Here is a 2,144-nt window from a genome sequence, read left to right on the forward strand (position 1 = left end):
AAGTCTCTGAAGCGGCATCTCGCGACCCACTATGGCCTTACGCCTGACGAATACCGCGCCAAGTGGGGCCTGCCGGCGGACTATCCGATGGTAGCCCCGAATTATGCCGCGGCGCGCTCTGCTTTAGCCAAGACCATGGGCCTCGGTAGAAAGCCTGGTCAGACCGAAGAGGGTGCACCTGCAAACAGGGCCCGCAAAAACGGTGCGACTTGAGCGTTCCGGGGCGCTGACTTGAAAGGCGGGGAGAACCCTCCTTTCGCCGCGCGCTCCCCGGCCTGCAGCAATTTGCGCAAGGCCTGCGTCGATTCATGTTCCGGCGCGATTTCGTCTGCGACGATCGTAGAAGCTCGGCGCTGTTGCGCCATGCGCAAGAAGCCGTCAGCTCACCTTATTTTACTGAGATTGCCGGCTGAGGATTTGCCGGTGCGGCGGTCCTGCTCGATTTCGGAGATGTGGACAAAAACGTCCAGTACCAGTTGTCATGCATTTTTCCTTTGTATCGGTTGCAGCGTTGGTTTGCCCAAGCCAGCTAACACTCTGATTTGGGGAGAGGCGCAGCAAAAACGAGAAATCGTATGGCCCCTTGGATTGCCAGAGGAAAATCCCTGCAGGATATCGGCTGTGAACGCTTGGGTAACAACTGCTTCGTCCTTTGGCTGCAGCGGCCATCGCTCGCCATGGCCGCTCTGGCCGAACGGTTAGTCCAAAACCGTTGTGTGCGATCCGGCAGCCAGGGCAGCGAAACTTCGCTGTGACGCGCAGATCGAGAATGCCGACTATACGCGTTGCACCGGGCTAAACCGCCTCAATCTGTTCATTGCGCTCGCCGCGTCTTCACGGTCGGCAAAAAGCCGTGCCCTTCCCTTGCGTTACCTACCGCGGGTGTCGCGTTTGGACCAGTTCTATGCGAGTGCGAGCACCAAAGACTGTACCGGTACGCCGTTGACGCGCCCCCCGGCATGATACACGTTGATTAAATCGGTTTAGCCCCGTCGCCTCACAGAGCACGGCCACGTCTGCAACATGCACGACCAAGCAACACGAAACAAAAATAGCAATGCTCGGGAAGGCCGCGACATCAACCTGGACTTGATCGCGGTTGTCGCGGCCGTGACCGACCGCGAACCTTGTGTTCTCACCATCGGGCAACAGGACGCGCTGCCCTCCGGTCCGTTCGCGCTCAGTCACCGTTCCCTGCAGTCTGGCCTGAGGGACTGGGTCGAACAACAGACAGGCCACCCGCTGGGCTATATCGAGCAGCTCTATACCTTCGCCGACGGTGACCGCATCGAGGCGGGGCGCAAACAGCGCAATATCTCGATCAGCTATCTCGCGCTGACCCGGCAGGAAGCTATTGCCGTGTCGCGCAATTGCGACTGGAAAAGCTGGTACGACTATTTTCCCTGGGAGGACCATCGATACGGCACGCCGAAGGCGCTGAGCATCTTGCGGCCGCGCCTGATGGCCTGGGCGAAGGGTGCCAGCAGCGCAGCGACGCGACGCGAACGCCGGCAGCGTGTGGCGATTGCCTTCGCCTTTGACGATCGCCCTTGGAACGAGGATCTTACGCTCCAGCGCTACGAGCTGCTCTATGAAGCAGCGTTGGTCGAAGAGTCTGGGGTGAAACCGGAGCCCACTCTATCGGTAGCCGTGTCAGGCAAGGTGATGGTCTGCGATCATCGCCGGATCCTTGCGACTGGCATCGCGCGGCTTCGCTCCAAGATTAAATACCGGCCGGTCGTCTTCGAGCTGATGCGACCGAGCTTCACCCTGCTCCATCTGCAGCGAACCGTGGAAGCGCTGGCAGGCCGACTCATCAACAAGCCGAACTTCCGCCGGCTCGTCGAGCAGCAGGAGTTGGTCGAAGAAACAGGTGAAACTGCCCTCGACACGGGCGGGCGGCCGGCGAAGCTTTATCGCTTTCGCCGCAATGTCCTCGATGACCGGGCAGTCGCCGGAACAAAATTGCCGCTCTCGCGAGCTTGACACCTTTATAGTCGGCGTAGATATATGCCGGTTATTGTCAGCCGGAATATAAGCGAGGCGCGGATGATCGGCGCGTTACCTACGGCCGCATCCCTCTATGAGCGCGTCCGGCGGGTGATCCCGCCAGTCGAATGGCCGGGCTTTGCCGACGACATCGA

The 2,144-nt window shown here is 60.0% G+C and carries 2 protein-coding genes and 1 pseudogene; 2 read left to right on the plus strand and 1 reads right to left on the minus strand.

Translation table 11 applies throughout. The features are described from left to right. A partial coding sequence (locus ACWGS9_RS34630) for a MucR family transcriptional regulator (protein WP_454509413.1) occupies window positions 1–213 on the plus strand: 213 nt, incomplete at its 5' end. Between the two features lie 170 nt (window positions 214–383). On the opposite strand, the pseudogene ACWGS9_RS34635 reads toward ACWGS9_RS34630, so the two are convergent. Next, a pseudogene (locus ACWGS9_RS34635) lies at window positions 384–467 on the minus strand (cold-shock protein); the annotation flags it as partial. Between the two features lie 556 nt (window positions 468–1,023). Between ACWGS9_RS34635 and ACWGS9_RS34640 the strand changes: the two are divergent. Continuing rightward, the gene (locus tag ACWGS9_RS34640; RefSeq protein ID WP_454509414.1) at window positions 1,024–1,986 is read left to right on the plus strand and encodes an NUDIX hydrolase; all 963 of its coding nucleotides are present in this window, start codon (window positions 1,024–1,026) and stop codon (window positions 1,984–1,986) included. Window positions 1,987–2,144: the final 158 nt, after the last annotated feature.

The sequence above is a fragment of the Mesorhizobium sp. Arg314 genome (assembly GCF_053714275.1).

Bases quoted from the DNA above. Each gene is read 5' to 3' on its own strand.
- ACWGS9_RS34640 (WP_454509414.1), top strand. From the start codon at position 1,024: ATGCACGACCAAGCAACACGAAACAAAAATAGCAATGCTCGGGAAGGC.